Source organism: Lewinella sp. JB7, assembly GCF_024297185.1.
In the GTDB taxonomy this organism is placed as follows: Bacteria; Bacteroidota; Bacteroidia; order Chitinophagales; family Saprospiraceae; genus Neolewinella.
The window spans coordinates 107,431-121,887 of sequence record NZ_JANCTD010000005.1 but is presented as its reverse complement, the minus strand read 5'-3'; the positions used below and the strand labels follow the sequence as shown (position 1 = coordinate 121,887).

14 protein-coding genes and 1 tRNA gene are annotated in these 14,457 nt (G+C 59.7%); 6 read left to right on the top strand and 9 right to left on the bottom strand.

Annotated elements, in window-relative coordinates; translation table 11 throughout:
* Window positions 1–2 precede the first annotated feature (2 nt).
* From NMA52_RS10650 to NMA52_RS10635, 4 genes are all read left to right on the top strand, one after another.
* Window positions 3–1,400: a peptidylprolyl isomerase gene (locus NMA52_RS10650; protein ID WP_254827647.1), complete on the top strand. Its 1,398-nt coding sequence runs from the start codon at window positions 3–5 to the stop codon at window positions 1,398–1,400.
* Window positions 1,401–1,491: 91 nt separating this feature from the next.
* Window positions 1,492–1,926, top strand: coding sequence for a DUF2147 domain-containing protein (locus tag NMA52_RS10645; protein WP_254827646.1), 435 nt, complete (start codon window positions 1,492–1,494; stop codon window positions 1,924–1,926).
* 87 nt (window positions 1,927–2,013) lie between these two features.
* Complete coding sequence (locus NMA52_RS10640; RefSeq protein WP_254827645.1) at window positions 2,014–2,253, top strand: hypothetical protein; 240 nt, start codon at window positions 2,014–2,016, stop codon at window positions 2,251–2,253.
* Window positions 2,254–2,325: 72 nt separating this feature from the next.
* Window positions 2,326–2,847: a DUF937 domain-containing protein gene (locus NMA52_RS10635; protein ID WP_254827644.1), complete on the top strand. Its 522-nt coding sequence runs from the start codon at window positions 2,326–2,328 to the stop codon at window positions 2,845–2,847.
* A 737-nt stretch (window positions 2,848–3,584) separates the two neighbouring features.
* On the opposite strand, the gene NMA52_RS10630 is transcribed toward NMA52_RS10635, so the two are convergent.
* The 3 genes from NMA52_RS10630 to NMA52_RS10620 all read right to left on the bottom strand — a co-directional run bounded on the left by NMA52_RS10630 (window position 3,585) and on the right by NMA52_RS10620 (window position 5,299).
* Window positions 3,585–3,658 (bottom strand) — tRNA-Asp (locus NMA52_RS10630).
* Between the two features lie 144 nt (window positions 3,659–3,802).
* Window positions 3,803–4,654: an energy transducer TonB gene (locus tag NMA52_RS10625; protein WP_254827643.1), complete on the bottom strand. Its 852-nt coding sequence runs from the start codon at window positions 4,652–4,654 to the stop codon at window positions 3,803–3,805.
* Window positions 4,655–4,747: 93 nt separating this feature from the next.
* Window positions 4,748–5,299, bottom strand: a complete 552-nt coding sequence (locus NMA52_RS10620; protein WP_254827642.1) for a type 1 glutamine amidotransferase domain-containing protein — start codon at window positions 5,297–5,299, stop codon at window positions 4,748–4,750.
* A gap of 97 nt (window positions 5,300–5,396) precedes the next feature.
* Here NMA52_RS10620 and NMA52_RS10615 point away from each other — a divergent pair, with 97 nt between their 5' ends.
* Window positions 5,397–6,872, top strand: coding sequence for an NAD-dependent succinate-semialdehyde dehydrogenase (locus tag NMA52_RS10615; RefSeq protein WP_254827641.1), 1,476 nt, complete (start codon window positions 5,397–5,399; stop codon window positions 6,870–6,872).
* 43 nt (window positions 6,873–6,915) lie between these two features.
* Here the strand turns inward: NMA52_RS10615 and NMA52_RS10610 are convergent, their stop codons facing one another.
* Window positions 6,916–7,125, bottom strand: a complete 210-nt coding sequence (locus NMA52_RS10610; RefSeq protein WP_254827640.1) for a hypothetical protein — start codon at window positions 7,123–7,125, stop codon at window positions 6,916–6,918.
* 114 nt (window positions 7,126–7,239) lie between these two features.
* Entirely contained in the window at window positions 7,240–7,875 is a 636-nt protein-coding gene (gene queE, locus NMA52_RS10605) for a 7-carboxy-7-deazaguanine synthase (protein WP_371930963.1), read from the bottom strand.
* A 69-nt stretch (window positions 7,876–7,944) separates the two neighbouring features.
* Here queE and NMA52_RS10600 point away from each other — a divergent pair, with 69 nt between their 5' ends.
* A complete protein-coding gene (locus NMA52_RS10600; RefSeq protein ID WP_254827638.1) occupies window positions 7,945–8,586 on the top strand; it encodes a YigZ family protein in 642 nt (213 codons plus the stop codon).
* A 352-nt stretch (window positions 8,587–8,938) separates the two neighbouring features.
* Here NMA52_RS10600 and NMA52_RS10595 read toward each other — a convergent pair whose 3' ends face one another.
* The 4 genes from NMA52_RS10595 to NMA52_RS10580 form a co-directional block, all read right to left on the bottom strand.
* Window positions 8,939–9,895 carry a sugar phosphate isomerase/epimerase gene (locus tag NMA52_RS10595; RefSeq protein ID WP_254827637.1) on the bottom strand — a complete coding sequence of 319 codons (957 nt, stop codon included), beginning with the start codon at window positions 9,893–9,895 and terminating at the stop codon, window positions 8,939–8,941.
* Between the two features lie 31 nt (window positions 9,896–9,926).
* Window positions 9,927–10,952, bottom strand: coding sequence for an alpha/beta hydrolase (locus NMA52_RS10590; RefSeq protein WP_254827636.1), 1,026 nt, complete (start codon window positions 10,950–10,952; stop codon window positions 9,927–9,929).
* A gap of 108 nt (window positions 10,953–11,060) precedes the next feature.
* Entirely contained in the window at window positions 11,061–11,648 is a 588-nt protein-coding gene (locus tag NMA52_RS10585; protein WP_254827635.1) for a YceI family protein, read from the bottom strand.
* 50 nt (window positions 11,649–11,698) lie between these two features.
* Window positions 11,699–14,281, bottom strand: a complete 2,583-nt coding sequence (locus NMA52_RS10580; RefSeq protein ID WP_254827634.1) for a TonB-dependent receptor domain-containing protein — start codon at window positions 14,279–14,281, stop codon at window positions 11,699–11,701.
* Between the last annotated feature and the right edge of the window lie 176 nt (window positions 14,282–14,457).

The window sequence follows — 14,457 nt, the reverse complement described above, 5'->3', positions numbered from 1 at the left end:
GAATGAATAACGTACTAACCCTCCTGCTGTGTCTTTGCTGCTACGGCCTCTCCGCCCAGAAAGGTGCCGTCATCGATGAGGTGATCGCCCGCGTCGGCAGCGAATATATTCTGCTGTCCGATCTCGAGGAGCAGTACGCACTCGCCCAGTCCCAGACCAACGAACCGCTACCCCCGGAAGCCCGCTGCGCTATTCTTGACCAGAGCCTGGTGGCGAAGTTGCTGTTCAACCAGTCCAAGCTCGACAGCATCGAAGTCAATGACGCCGAGGTGGAGCAGCAGCTAAACGCCCGCATTGACCGAATCCTGAGTTACATGGGCGGCGACGTCAATCAGTTCGAGGACTATTACGGGCAGAGCATTACCGCGACCAAGGAACAGTTCCGTGAAGATCTGCGCGAACAACTGGCCATCGACCGGATGCGTGCCTCCGTGGTGCGGGAGGTAAAGGTCACTCCGGCGGAGGTCAAGAATTTCTTCGCCGAAATTCCCCGCGATAGCCTTCCCTACTTCAACTCGGAGGTGGAAGTCGGCGAACTCGTCGTCAAGCCCGAAGCTAACGACAGCACCAAGCAGGCCGTGATTGCCCGCCTGCAGACGCTGCGGCAACAGATTCTCGATAGCCTCATTACCTTTGAGGAAGCCGCCCGGAAGAACAGTGCGGACGGCAGTGCCCGCGGTGGGGGCGACCTGGGCTGGACGAAGCGCGGGAAGTTCGTAGCCGAATTCGAAGCCGCCGCCTACAACCTTGATTTGGGGGAGATCAGCGACGTCGTAGAAAGTGAGTTCGGCTACCACCTCATCCGCCTGGACGGACGCCGGGGAAATTCGATCCGCGTCAGCCACATTCTGCTGCAACCCGAAATTACCGAGGGGGACATGGAAAAATCCCGGCGGTACCTGGACAGCATCGCCCACCTCATTCGGGTCGATACATTCACCTTCAGCTACGCCGTTAAGCGCTTCGGGTACGATAAAGTCCAGAGTTACAACAACGACGGCCGGATGAGCAACCCGAACTCCGGAAACACCTTCTTTGAGATCGGAGACCTGGATCCGGACGTGTACTTCGCCATTGACGAGTTGGAGATCGATTCCCTGAGCGAGGTGCTGGAATTTCGGGGACCGGCCGGTGACCCCATGCTCCGGGTCGTACAGTTGCAATCGCGCACTTCTCCGCACCGGGCTACGCTGAGCCAGGACTACGCTAAGATTCAGGATGCTACCAAGAACGCCAAGCAGCAACAGTACCTGAGCGATTGGATCCAGAAACGGGTCAGCTCTACCTTCATCAAGATCGATGAACGGTACCAGGCGTGCCCGCAAATCAAGGTCTGGATCGAGGACAGCCGCAAAATTACCGTAGGAGGAGCCGACGGTAAGATCGTGACGGGCCGCTAGGTTATGGGGATAAAGTTGAGGGAATAAGGAATAAAAGTCATTAACTCAACACCATGCCCACCCCATGGCTCGTTATGATACAAACTAAGCGATGAAAATTTTGCTTTTACTTGTATCCTCGTGCCTTTCTTTCGTTGCTTTCGGGCAATTGGAGAGTCCCGTAGGCCGGTGGAAAACCATCGATGAGGATACCGGGCAGCCTAAAAGCATCGTTGAAATTTATCCCGAAGGGGACCGGTACAGCGGTAAGATCGCTGAAATCCTTACGGACAATCGAACGGCCGTCTGTACGGAATGTAGCGGAAGCAAGCATAACCGTCCCATTTTGGGCATGGTTATCATTGAGGACCTGGAGCCCGCGGATGATAATGAGCCCACCTGGGAGGGTGGCACCATTCTCGACCCGCAGAAGGGTTCGACCTATAAACTCACCGTCTGGTACGCAGACGATAAACCCGATGAACTCTACGTTCGGGGTAAACATTGGACGGGGCTTTATCGCACCCAAAAATGGTTTAGGGAATAATACTGTATATTTCTAGCGATGCGGGCAACGTTTCGTCCCGCATTCCGATCTTTCATTTGACACTTTGATTCAACAACACTATTTCTCATGAAGCAAACTTTTACCCAAGCAGACCTAGTCGCCTACGTTTACGGCGAGGCCGACAAGGACCAGATTGAAGCCACCGAGGCCGCTATTGCCGCCGACCCCGCTCTCGTAACCGAGCTCGTACGCATGGTCGAGGCCCAGGCCTCCCTCCCCCGCATCAAGTTCAGCCCCCGCCGCCGCATCGTCGACGCGATTCTCCGCTACGCACGCGGAGAGCCCGCTCCCCAACTTTGCTGCTAGTTAGCGCATTAAAGAAGCACTATCGTTCCCGGTAGTGCTTCTTTGTTTTACTCACGATCAAAACGAACAGCCATGCTAGATTCCATCATCGACGCCATAGAGGGCCAGGTCGTTTCCACCCTCACCGAACGCACCGGTGTTAACGCCGACCAGGCCGAAGCGTCCGTCCCCCTCGCTAAGGAGTCCATTACCGAAGGCATCACCTCCGCGATTTCCGGGGGCAACTTCAGCAGTATCCTGAACATGGTCGAACGCGCCTCCGGTAAGGGGAGCACGGGCGGCAGTTTAACGAGTAATGTAGTCTACCAAAACATCGCCGGCAACTTCGTGCAGAAGCTTACCGCTCGACTTGGCCTCCCCGAAGGGATTGCCCAGCAGGTCAGTTCGGTGGCCCTTCCCTTCATCATGAGTAAGATCGCCGGCAAAACGCGTGAGGCCGGTTCTACCGACGAAGTAGATCAGGGCAGCCTGATGTCCGTACTCGGTCTCGATACCGGCAACTTGCTCGGGAAAGCCGCGGGCGGCCTGTTCGGAAAGAAAGACGACAAGAACGGTGGCGGTATCGGTGGTGCACTCGGGGGCTTCCTGAAATAGAGCCGCGGTAACTATTAGGTCGAGCGGCCTCTGGTCCGAGACTTTTCACCACGGAGGGCCACGGATTCACCCACGGATGAGCCAGGTCGAGCGGCCTCCGGTCCGAGACTTTTCACCACGGAGGGCTACGGATTCACGCACGGATGGGCCAGGCCGAGCAGCCTCCGGTCCGAGACGAACGGTAGGATTTACCATTTACGAGGTAAAATTTACCATGTACCATTTGGCTGCCGCAGTTTCGTGTACGGGCTTTCGGGTCGAGGCGTTACACGCCGGGGTTGACACACTCAGGTCGAGCGGCCTCTGGTCCGAGACTTTTCACCACGGAGGGCCACGGATTCACGCACGGATGGGTCAGGTCGAGCGGCCTCTGGTCCGAGACGCACGGTAGGATTTACCATTTACAAGGTAGAATTTACAATATACCATTTGGCTGCCGCTGTTTCGGTACGGGCTTCCAGGTCGAGGCGTTGCACGCCGAGGTTGGCCCACTCAGGTCGAGCGGCCTCTGGTCCGAGACTTTTCACCACGGAGGGCAGCATAATAATAGGTCGAGCGGCCTCTGGCCCGAGCCCCCCTTGCTGCAATGGCAACAATGAGGCAAACTTCACCTTGGATCACTTTTCGATAGACCAAACTGACGCCGTCGTGGAGAACATCCAGAGGCTCCACTCAGCTGCATCATCGTCGACCCCAAACGCAAAAGAGCCGCCTCCTTGCGAAAGCGACTCTTTGTGCGGTCTGGACGGGACTCGAACCCGCGACCTCCGCCGTGACAGGGCGGCATTCTAACCAACTGAACTACCAAACCAGTAGTGCAAAGCAGCAGCGAACTGCTCGATTGCGACGGCAAATATACAGTCAATCTCCGAACGGATGCAAGCAAATCACTGAAATTTTTACCGCACGCTTCGGTGAAAATCCGTACTTCCTTGGCAGTCAGAACCTAACACGGTCAATTCGTCAACGTAAATTTTATGGGAAGCGTAAAGGCTACCCGTACGCGTTGGCCGGCCTGAATGCCGGGGGAAAAACGTTCCCCCACCCGATTGATTTCCGCCACCGCCCGAATCGCCGCCTGCGTACAGCCCCCACCGACTCCCCGCAAGGACTCGATGGAAGAAACCGTCCCGTCCCGCTCTACGACGAAGCGCACGACCACCGTGCCTTCAATCCCGTTCCCCCGGGCCAGTGGCGGATAGCTCACCTGCTGCTGGACGAAAGCGAGCAGCGCCCGATCCGAACAGCTTTTACGTTCATCCCCGGTCAACTTCCGGCAAGCCTCCCCAAATACCGGCATCCGCTCGGCAAAGATTACCGCGGCAGTATCTGCTGGCGGCGGCGGGGGCGGCGGCGCTGCAGTAGTGGAGCGTCGCACGGGCGCCGCGGGTGCTGCGACGACATCCTCGAGGGTAACCGCCCGCGTACTCAGGTCCACCGTCGGAACCTCTTCCAGTACGGGTTCGATCACCAGCGGCGGGGGCGGCGGGGGTGGCGGCGTCTGCTTCGGTCGGTCGGTCATACGCGGTACTACCTCAATGATTTCGTCGACCATTACGGGTCCGGACTCGTAAGTCGGCAGTTCGGCCCCGTCCGTCCAGTTGATCGCGAGGAATACGGTAAAAACGGAGGCGCACAGGGAGAGCCGGTGGATGGTCGGCGTATAGCCGAAGATGTTGGCGGCAGCAGCGGATTCTCCGGTGTGCCCGAGATGACGGCGAAACAGGTAAACGGCAAGCGTCAGGAGGAGACACAAACCTCCTAGTCCCAGCAGCACCTCCGTGCCGCTGAACGTGTAGCGTAACATGGTAGAAAATTAAAAGGGTGAAGCGCATGCCGGCCACGCGAGATGACCGTCAGATGCACTTCACCCTCCGATTGACGGGTACAGCAACAAAGATTATTCCGCCGCTACGCTACTCCCCGCGAATACCTCAACCATCTTCTTGCAGAAGGCCGGTACATCGTCGGGGTTACGGCTACTGACCAATCTTCCGTCCACGACCACTTCTTCGTCCTTTACCAATGCCCCGGCGTTGGCCAGGTCGGGGCGCACGGCCACGTAGCCCGTCATGGTGCGCCCCTCTACTAAGCCAGCGGAGATCAGGGTCTGCCCCCCGTGACAAATGACCGCGACGGGCTTATCCGACGCGAAGAAGTGCCGCACGAAGGACAGCGCTGACTCGTTAATTCTTAGGCTATCGGGACTCAGCACTCCGCCGGGAAGTAACAGGGCATCGTATGCGGAAGCCACGGCCTGGTTGAGTTCGACATCGACCGGGCACTCGCTCCCCCAATCGTCGCCGTCCCATGCCCTGACGGAACCGGCCTGCGGACTCACGAGGTGTACGGTGGCTCCGGCGTCCCGTAGAGCATTACGGGGTTCGGTAAATTCGACTTCCTCGAATCCGTTGGCCACGAGGGCGGCAACCTGGAGATTACGGAGTTGCATACGCTAACTGTTTTAGGGTTCGGGAGTTATTACGGAGGCCGGTCGGACGATGTTCGTCTCCCCCCGGCCCCGGTTTGCCCAGCTCGATTTCTTCGTTATGACCCTCTCTACTCCCGCTATTCTTCGCACTTCCGCCTACATTAATGGTGAATGGACCGACGCCGACGGCGGGCGCACTTTCACCGTGCGTGACCCCTTTTCCGACGAGGTAATTACTACCGTTGCGGACCTCGGAAGTACGGAAACCCAGCGTGCCGTCGACGCCGCTTACGCCGCATTTCCGGAGTGGAGCAGTAGAACCGCCGCCGACCGCTCAGTCATCCTCCGCCGCTGGTTCGATCTGCTCACGGCACACCGGGAAGATCTGGCCACGTTAATGACCCACGAACAGGGCAAACCCCTGGCGGAATCCCGGGGCGAAGTGACCTACGGCGCTTCCTTCATCGAGTGGTTCGCCGAGGAGGGTAAACGGGTTTACGGGGACGTCATTCCCAGTCACCGGACCGACGCCCGCATCCTCGCCATCAAGCAGCCGGTAGGCGTGGTCGCTGCCATCACGCCCTGGAATTTTCCGATTGCCATGATCACGCGCAAGGTGGCTCCGGCCCTGGCGGTGGGCTGCACCGTCGTCGTCAAACCGGCGGAGGATACTCCCCTCTGCGCACTCGCGCTAGCCTACCTGGCCCAGGAAGCAGGAATGCCGGTGGGGGTATTCAACGTGGTACCGACGAGCCGGCCGGCGGAGGTAGGGAGCGTGCTGACCGGCGACGCACGCGTACGTAAGCTTAGCTTCACGGGCAGCACGGCTACGGGTAAAAAACTGATGGAACAGAGTGCGGGCACGCTGAAGAAGCTTTCCCTCGAACTTGGTGGCAACGCCCCCTTCATCGTTTTTGACGACGCGGACATTTCGGGCGCGGTCGCGGGTGCTGTGGCATCCAAGTACCGCAATGGGGGACAGACTTGCGTTAGCGCCAACCGGATCTTCGTGCAGTCCGGCATCTATGATGCGTTTATCGAAGAGCTGAGTAGATCGGTAGGTGACCTACAGGTTGGCCGGGGCACGGAGGCCGGCACGGATATCGGTCCGCTCATTAACGACGCCGCCCTTACTAAGGTAGAGCGGTTGGTGGCCGACGCGGTGGATAAGGGTGCCCGGATAGTCCGGGGCGGCGGAGTAGCGGACGCCGGCCCGCGCTGTTACCGCCCTACCCTATTACTCGATGCCCGGCCCGACATGGCCATTAGCCGGGAGGAGGTTTTCGGTCCGGTCGCGCCCGTATACCGCTTCGATACGGAAGCGGAGGTCATTGAGCTCGCCAACGACACGCCGTACGGATTGGCGGCTTACTTCTACGGAAACGACCACGCCCGCATTTGGCGGGTAGCCGGGGCCCTTGATTACGGCATGGTGGGTATCAATACCGGGATGATTTCCACCGCTCAGGCTCCCTTCGGCGGCGTGAAGGAAAGCGGCTTCGGGCGGGAGGGTTCTAAATACGGACTGGAGGACTATCTCGTGATCAAGTACCTCTGCTGGGGCGGCCTTACCCCAAAGCAGACAGGGCGCTGACCGATGGTCAGCGCCCTGTGTTTACGCGAAGCGGCGGGATAAATTAGCCCTGCTCGGGCGAGAAGTGATTACAGCCGAAGCTGGCCTCGGTCAGGAATTCCATGCCGGAATTCGCGGACTGATTCTGGAGAACGGGAAGTACGTACTTCATGCCGCTTTCGCTGAGCACTTCACACTCGCCAAAATTCTCGCGATTCTGTACGGCGGGGGCGTCGTGCTCCCAGTGATTGCAGTTCTTACAGGTGGGTTCCATGATGGTAGAGTTTTATCGTGATAGATTACATGGATAAAATCCCGACCAACCCATTAAAGTTCGGGCAACACCCGCATTTACAGTAGTTTATAAACAGACTAAATAAGCAAGTCCCTACTCGATACCCATGATCTTGTGGGTCTGCAGGCTTACCCGCCACTGCGGGTGCTGCATGCAGTAAGCTACGGTAGCCGCGGTGTGGTTGCGGCCGGTTTCGTCCTTGGGCTGTAGGAAGAAATGGCTGAAGGAGAGGCCCGTGAATCGTTCGGGCTGGGCGGCGGCTTCGGTCTGCGGATACACGAGCTTGAGCTCGTCACCGTGAGTCGCCAGCAATTCGGCATTTGCCTTAGGACTGACGCAAACCCAGTCGAGCTGCGGGGGGACCGGGATCGTACCGTTGGTTTCTACCGCTACTTCGAAACCGACGGACTGCAGAGCTTCGATGAGGGGCACGTCCAGCTGTAGCAGGGGTTCTCCCCCGGTACAAACGACGTACGGACGCCCGCCCCCCGGCCAGAGACGTTGGACCAGTTGAACACATTGCTCCTGCGTGTACCGCCCCCCGTTGGTCCCGTCCGTACCGATAAAGTCGGTATCGCAGAAGGTACAAACGGCCGAGTGACGATCTTCCTCGCGCCCGCTCCAGAGATTGCAGCCGGTGAAGCGCAGGAATACCGCGGCCCGCCCGGCCTGTGCGCCCTCTCCCTGGAGAGTATAAAAGCATTCCTTGATCTTGTAGCTGCGCGCCATAGCAAGGGAAGACAAATTTGCCGGTCGTTTGGTTGGGGTGCCACCCTGGATACCTGCTTACCTTGCGGCATGGATCAGTACGTGGTTCCCGCCGGCCCCGCGGAGGGAGAATACCGGGACCGGGGCAGTAAATTCGTCGCGGCCCTACGGCCGGTGCTAACGGAGGCGGAGGCCCTGGAAGCGGTGGACACGCAGCGGCTCGCTCACCCCAAGTGCAACCACCATTGCTACGCTTATCGCTTGGGTGAGGGCACCGACCGTTGGCGCGCGAACGACGACGGCGAACCGAGCGGAACGGCCGGCAAGCCCATCCTCGGACAGATCGACCGGGCCGGACTATCGGACGTCGTTATCGTCGTATCCCGCTATTACGGTGGCACCAAGCTCGGCACTTCCGGACTCATCAATGCTTACCGGGAGGCGGCCCGTCTCGCCATCGGGGCGGGTTCAACTACGATCCGTACGGTTACTACGCGGATTGAACTACGCTTCGGTTATGACTTAATGGGGCCGGTCATGAGCGCACTCGATCAGCTGAACCTGGAAATGGCGGAGCAGGAGTTCGTCGAAACCGCAAGGGTAAGTCTGGACCTACCAAAGTCTACCGTGCCGGCCACCCTGCGGGAACTGAAGGCCACGATCGCGGGGGTGTACGTGGAGGAGGTCGATGAGGATTATACCGTTTCGGGGCTCGAGATCAAATCAGGTTGAGGCGCTCGGTGCCGCCCCTGAACTGCCCGTCTAGCAGGGTCGCCCGGGGAGGGCTCAACTTTAGTGGGAAGAACCCCCTCAAGTGTCTCGAAACGGAGGCCGCTCGACCTGGCCCATCTGTGCGTGAATCCGTGGCCCTCCGTGGTGAATATTCTCGGACCGGAGGCCGCTCGACCTGACCCATCCGTGCGTGAATCCGTGGCCCTCCGTGGTGAATATTCTCGGACCAGAGGCCGCTCGACCTGACCTATCCGTGCGTGAATCCGTGGCCCTCCGTGGTGAAAAGTCTCGGACCGGAGGCCGCTCGACCTAAGTGTGACCTGCTCGGCGTACAACGCCTCGACCTATCCGGTCAGGCCGTGAGGTTAGCGAAAGAGTTGCGCAGCGTCTGCACCGGCTCGGGGGCCAGGTCGCGTTCGAGAAAGTAGTGTTCGGCGCCGCCGGCCTCGGCAGCCTCCAGAATGGCCGGAATATCGTACACCCCGTCCCCCGGATCGGCCATGAGGGGGAAACCGGCGAACCACTGATCGGGCGTCTGTCCGTCGCCGGAAAAGCGGAAGGGTGCGGAGGCATCCTTCAGGTGAAGCAGTTTGAAGCGACCGGGAAACTTCCGCAAATAACTCACCGGGTCGGCACCCGCCGCGGTCATCCAGAATACGTCGAGTTCGAACTGCACGTAGGCCGGGTCCGTGTGTTCGATGAGGTAGTCCAGGGGGGTGACACCGTCCATCATCAGGTGCTCGTAGCCGTGGTTATGGTAGGCGAATTTCATGCCGTTTTCCCGCATCCGCCGGCCAAACGCGTTGAATTCCTCCGCGAGGCGCTTGTAGGCGTCGAGATTGTCGCGGCCTTCGCTGATGGCGGGTACAATTAAGTAGCGGGGCTGTAAGGGGGCAACACCGGAGATGAGCGCGTCCAGGTTCTCCCGCATGGAGATCAGGTCGGCGTGCATGGAGGGAGCCGTCAGCCCATTGTCGGCCAGCATCCGGGCCACTTCCCCGATCGCGTGCCCGTAGAAAGCGTTGTCCGATAGCCCGACCATCGATTTGATCTGCTCCCAGCTCCGCTTAGTCGCCTCCGCACTAAAGGGATAGGGACCGAAGAATTCCACTTCCCGGTAACCGATCTCCGCGATGAGGGCGAGGGTGCCCGGCAGGTCCGCTTCCACCAATTTAGGAATGGTAAAGAGCTGGACCCCGTAGGCGCGTTCGGCGGCGGTAGCATTGGGGCGGCTCATAGCGTAAGCGGGTAGACAGGTGAGGCCGGCCAGCGTAGCGGCGGTGTTCTTCAGTACGGTTCTCCTTTGCATAGTCCGAATATATCGATTATCGACGAACGAATCAGAACCGCTCGTTGAGGTACGCCAGCATATAATCGAGGGCGGGCACGGCGTCGTCGGTGAAGTTCGTCCCCAGAAATGCGTTGCTGCCCGAATCGAGAAAGGCGTGGGGGCGTCCTTCGTGTTCCCAGTAGATCAGATCGGTGTGCCCATTGTCCGTGAGTTTATCCCGGTAGGCCCGGATGGATACGGGCGTAGTCAGATTATCTTCGGTGCCCACCGTCAGCAACAGGGGCGGATACTTCCGCTCGCTTCCCGGTACGACATTGTACAGCGGAGATACGGCCCGGTAAAATTCCGGTTGGTCGGTTACGCTGACGTCGGGGCCGAAGAAACCGCGGGCTTCCGCGCCCCCCATCTGCCAAAAACCGTTGCCGGGGGTTTCGAAGCCGCTAAGGGCGGTGGCGTACATATCGAAGGTGCCGTAGCTCAGGATAGCGGCTGACACTTCGATCCCCCCTGCGGGGAGGCCGGACGCCGGGATGTAGCTGGGACGAAAATCGAAGGCGGGGGCGGAGAAGGTATCCGTAGTGAGTCGGTGGCCCTGGGTAGCCACCATGGCCGCCAGGTGACCGCCGGCGCTATCCCCCGTTACGATGAGCCGCGCGGGATCGCCGCCGTAGTCGCCAATGTGTTCCCGTACCCACAGCATGGCCCCGAATGCATCGCCGATGATCTCGTCCATCGTGACGGTATTGTTCAGATCACCGAGCAGCCGGTAATTGACATTGCAGACCACGTACTCCCCGTGCCCGGCGAGGTAGGCCGCGGGCTGATCCATGATGGCGTTGGAGTTAATGAGCCAGCCGCCGCCGTGAAACATGACGATGACCGGATAAGACTCCCGCCCCGACTCGGGGGTATAAATGTCCATGGTCAGGTCGAAGCCCCGGGGGCTGGCCCATACCACGTCGGTCGCCAGGGCGGCCGCGTGCGCCGCATCAGCGGAGGTGGACTGCGCGGTCAAGCGCGTCGGCGAGAAGGGAAGAAATAGCACTAAAGACAGAAAGCCGAGGAGCCGTTGCATCGATTGGAATTGACGTGATTGCGCCTGCCTATTGCCCGGCGGGATGGGCAGTTCAGCGCCGGTGCCCCCCGGGTGACGGGCACCCGGGGGAAGACACGGCCATAAATGCTAGGACGCCGGTTCGGTGACCAGGGTGACGGAGAGTTCGAACTCGTCGTAGATGGTCTTGTCGCCCAGATTGTCGATAAAGGATCCCGATCCGTAGCGGACGTCGAAGTCGGTGCGGTCGAGCGTGAGGTCGGCCTTCGCGACGTAGAGACCGTCCTTCTGGGTGACTTTCGCGTTGAAACGAATCGACTTGGTGTGCCCCTTGATGGTTACGTCACCGGTGATCCGGTAGTCGCCGGGCAGGCCGCGGCTGTTGACGTTAGTGATAACGAAGGTGGCTTCCGGGTGGCTCTCCACGCCGAAGAAGTCGTCGCTCTTGAGGTGGCCCTCCAGCTTAGCCTTACCGTTGCCTTCCAGGTCCGTAACCGTAATGGAGGGCATGGCGATGGTGAAAGAACCGCCCGTAAGCAGGGTGTCGGTGAATTCCAGCCGGCCTGCGGAGATATCAATGGTACCGGTATGGTTACCGGTGACCTTGTAGGCCTTCCAGCTGATCTCACTGGCGGCGGGGTCGACGGCAACGCTTACCGTCGTGGCGGCGGCGGTGACGAGGGCGAAGGTCGAAAGGAAAAGGATGGATTTAAGCATGATTGGGATGGATGGGGGATGATGGAATGGGGGGATGCGGAGGTAAGGGCTCAGTCCTTCGTTTCTTCGGCTTCTTCGGTCTTTTTATCCGACTTTTTCTTCTTCTTGTCTTCTTTCTCGTCGGCCTTGGCGGCCTTCTTTACCTGGCGGCGCGACTGGGGAGCGGGAGCCGCGTTGCCGCCGCCGCCACCGGTATCGTCGCCGCCACCCATAAGGTCGTTGTTGTTGACGGAGCGGGTCTTGGACCGGGCCTTGCTGGCATCGAGCTGACCGAATTTGTAGCCAAATGTAAGTTTGATGTTCCGGTTGAGCAGCAGATCCTCGCGGACCTGAGTGAAGGTGGCGGTTTCGAGTTCGCTGCGCAGCGTCCAGCCGCGGGTGGCGAAGTTCTCGGCGGAAAGGCCGATGCTGCCGCGCCCTTCGTTGAACTCCTTGCTGACGCCGAGGGCGTACATCCCGAAGCCGCCCCGGGAACCCTGCAACTGGACGCGACGGCCCCGCATGAAGGTGAAAGCCTGGGCGCTCCAACCGTCGCCGAACTTGAGCTGGCTCATGAGGCGGCCACCGTAGTTGAAACCGGAGTTGGTGGCGGTTACGGAAGTGCCATCGAGGCCCGTGACCTGCCCCTCCAGATTAGCGTAATCGACGTCGATGCCGCCGTTGATGGTCCAGTCGCGGGTGAGATAGACGTTCACGAAGGCATTCACGCCGAAGGCCCGTTCCCGGCCGATGTTTTCGTAGGTGGTCAGCAGGGTACCGTCGAGACTGTCGATGGGCGTGCGCACCTCGTTGATGGCGTTGTTGCTGTTGCGGCCGAAGAAGGAGAGGTTCAGGTAGGTTTTACCGACCATGCTGCTGTAGCCGACCTCCAGGTTATCGGTGAGTTCGGGTTGCAGTAGAGGGTTGCCAACGGTGATGCTCTGGCTGTTCTCCACGTTCACGTTGGGGTTCAACTGACGGAGCCAGGGGCGCTGGATCCGGCGGTTATAGCCCAGTTTCACGGTGGTGGACTCGCCTACCTTTTTCGACAGGTTGATGCTCGGCACCAGGTTGTCGTAGTCGGGAATCTCGATGGTCTCATTATTCTGGATCGCGTCGATCAGCGTTTTTTCGTAGCGGAGGCCGGCCTTCAGGGTCATGTCGCCCGGCAGAGCGAGGGTGTAGGCGGTGTAAGCCGCGACGATGTCCTGTCCGTAGTCAAGCTGGCCGGAGGGCTGGAGCAGGTCTTCGGTGAAGACATCGGTACCGTCGGCGCTGAGGTAACGGTAATCGCTGTTGACTTGCCGCAGGATACCCTTACCCCCGAATTCGAAGATCTGCTTATCTCCGACGGGGTGGATGTAGTCGGCCTGCAGGGTGATTTCCTCGTTGGTATTGTTGTCGAGGTTACGCAGGCGACTGAGGATGGTTTCCTCGTCATCCAGGTTCGAGGAGGTGAAATTGCTGTTTTCGACCGTGGTGCTGTAGAGGGTGGAAATGCTCAGTTCGCGGCCGGGCTTGATAACGTAGAGGTAATCGAGATTCACGTCGATGTTGTCCGACGTCCGTTTACTGTCGATGTCGCGCAGGAAGGTGGAAGCCAGGACTTCCTCGGCGTACACGGTGGTAGACTGCAACTGATCGCGGTTGAAGTTGCGTACCCCGTAGCGGACACCGGCGCTGAGGAACTGGCGGTCGGTAAGGTCGTAATCGAAGCCCAGGTTGTAGCGGCCGAAGAGACCGTTATCGGCGGCCTCCCCGAACTGTTCGCTGCGGCTGTTGGTGAAGGTCTGGAGGAGGGAGGTTTCGGCGTCGTTGTAGAAGGCCCGTCCGAAGCCCCCCAGCGTGACGCCGAACTTGCCGCTGCGGTAGCTGCCGTTGAGGCCGAGGTTGGAGCCGCGCAGTCCGAGTCCGGTATCGACGTTCAGGAAGTAGCCCGCCAGGTCGTTCTTCTTAGTGATGATGTTGATGATTCCGCCGGCACCCTCCGCGTCGTACTTGGCCGAGGGGCTGGTGATGACTTCCACCGATTTGATCTGATCGGCCGGGATCATCTTCATGGCGTCCGCCACGCTGCCCGCGATGATGGTGGAGGGCTTGTTGTTGATCAGGACGCGGATGTTGGAGTTGCCGCGTAGGCTTACGTTGCCCTCCAGGTCGACCTGCAGCAGCGGCACCTTGCGGAGTACGTCAGCCGCGTCGCCTCCCCGGCTCAGCTGATCCTGTTCGGCGTTGTATACCAGTCGGTCAACCTTCTCTTCAATAAGCGCCCGCTGCCCGGTCACCGTCACTTCTTCCAGCAGCTCGGCCGACACGCCCAGCCGTACCGAACCGATGTCGGTAGCCTTGCCCCCGCCCACTTCGACGTTCGGCACCGAGATGCTTTCGTAGCCCAGGAAGGTGATCTCGACCCGGTAGCTCCCGTTCTTTACGTTGTCGATCGAAAAGCGGCCGGCCTCGTCGGTGAGGGTACCGTTAACGAGCGCGTCGTCTTCCGACTGATGGAGGCTGACCGTGGCGTAGGCGACCGGGGCACCGTCGGCGGCGTCCGTCACGGTGCCGGTAATGCTACCCTTCAGATCGGCGGGTACGGTAGCGGCAAACAGACTCGACAGTACGAGACTAAAACAAAGGAAGAGAACGGGGACTTTCATCGGACATTAATTTTGATGACCCAAAAGTCGTCCGTCATCGCAGGCCGTATGAAATCATTCTACCGTTCGCCTTTTTCGTTCGACGGCTCGGCCGGGCGGGGGCGGACCCGGATCGTAGAGGAAAACGGGGGGATGGTAGATCAACGGCCCCGAGCCCCGTTGCTTGCCTACCTTTG